Origin of the sequence: Streptomyces sp. ICN903, from assembly GCF_022015835.1 — a bacterium.
GTDB lineage: Bacteria > Actinomycetota > Actinomycetes > Streptomycetales > Streptomycetaceae > Streptomyces > Streptomyces fenghuangensis.
Window position 1 is genome coordinate 1 of the sequence record NZ_JAKMAY010000547.1, and the last position, 1,617, is coordinate 1,617.

The 1,617-nt window shown below is 75.0% G+C and carries 1 protein-coding gene; it reads right to left on the reverse strand.

Going from position 1 to position 1,617, the window contains the following annotated elements:
- Nucleotides 1-141 precede the first annotated feature (141 nt).
- A complete protein-coding gene (locus L7D48_RS28665) occupies nt 142-723 on the reverse strand; it encodes a TMEM165/GDT1 family protein (RefSeq protein WP_237884003.1) in 582 nt (193 codons plus the stop codon).
- Between the last annotated feature and the right edge of the window lie 894 nt (nt 724-1,617).

The following is a 1,617-nucleotide window of genomic DNA, read 5'->3' on the forward strand; positions in this document are numbered from 1 at the left end:
CCCCGAACGCACGCCCCCCGACCGGAACCTTCCTCCCCGCCGGTTCCGGGCGGGGGGCGTGATCACTCACGGTGCCCCGGCCGTCCGGCCGGGGCACCGCCGGTGGCGGGCCGGGCGGTCCGCAGGCCGCCGGACGGCCGGTCAGCCGGTGAGCGCCTCGTAGAAGCTGAGGGCGGCCAGTACCAGCATCACGCCCGCCGCGATCCGGGAGATCAGGCGCAGGGGCACACGGCGCATCAGCGCGCGCCCGCCCAGGATGCCGATGGCCGCGACCGACCACAGGGCGATCACCGCACCGAGGGCGACCGAGAGCGGGCTGTCGTAGCGGGCGGCGAGGTTGGCCGTCATGATCTGGGTGAGGTCGCCGAACTCCGCGACCAGGATCAGCATGAAGCCGCTGCCCGCCACCTTCCAGAAGGACTGGTCGGAGGGCTTGCGGACCTCCTCGTCCCCGTCGTCCTTCCTCAGCAGCAGCATCAGCGCGCCCGCCAGGAACAGCGCTCCGGTGATCCCCTGCACCAGTTGCTGCGGCAGCAGGGTCAGCACGCTGCCCGCGGCGACGGCCAGCGCCACGTGCAGCACGAAGGCGGCCGCGACTCCGGCGAAGACGTACGAGGCCCGGTAGCGGGTGCCGAGCACCAGCCCGGCCAGTGCCGTCTTGTCGGGCAGTTCGGCGAGGAAGACGACGCCGAAGGTCACTGCGGCGGCGGTGATGCTGAACATGCGGGAAGGACCCCTCGTCGGTCGGGCCGCCGTACCGAGGGGCCCGCGGGGGGCGAGCACGCTTCGGCACGGCAGCGTCGTTGGTGGCTTGTGTGAAGCCGTGGACACTGCGGCCGAAGGTCTCGCTGGCACGGTGCGCGAGCACCGGCTCCGGGCGCCGGGCCGGCCGTACGGGTACGGCGCGGCCAGTATGTCGACGGTCCGGCGAAGAGCTACTCCCCTTCAGACACCGACCAGCGTACGCGATGCCCCGCGCCTCCCCGCGCCCGCCGTGGGCCGGGTCCGCCCGCGCACGGCCTCCCCCGGCCGTCGGCGCACCGCCGTGACCGGTACGGACGCCGGTACGGCGCCCGCGCCCGCACGCCGGTGCGCCGCACCGGTGGTGTGACCGATGCCACGGCCGTGCGGTCCCGCACCGTGCCGGACCCGGCCCGGGGCGGCTACCGGACCACCGGGCGCGGGCGCTACGGACGGCACCCGGTACCGGCTCGAACACGGCGGCCCGGACCGGGCGCCCCCTCGCGGACCGGGCGGCCCCTCGGGCCCGGCCCACCGGTCCGGGCCTCGCACGGCGGCTCCGGCGCTCCGCGCCGGCTCCGCACGCGGGCCCGGCGCTCCGAGCGCGTCGATCAGTCCGGGCAGCGGTCTTGATCTGACGTGCCCATGTCGTCATCCTGTCATCTGGCGCCCGCCGGGAGGAAACCTTTCGGCGCCACCCTGACGGCGTTCCTTCCACTCAACTTCCCCCCATTCCCAGGGAGTCCGTATGCACGGCATGCGCCTGCCCGCTTCGCGGCGCGGCTTCTACGCGCGTCGATCCACCACCCTCGGCGCGCTCATCGCTCTCTGCGCCGGTCTGCTGTTCCTGAGCGCCCCCACCGCCCAGGCCGCGCC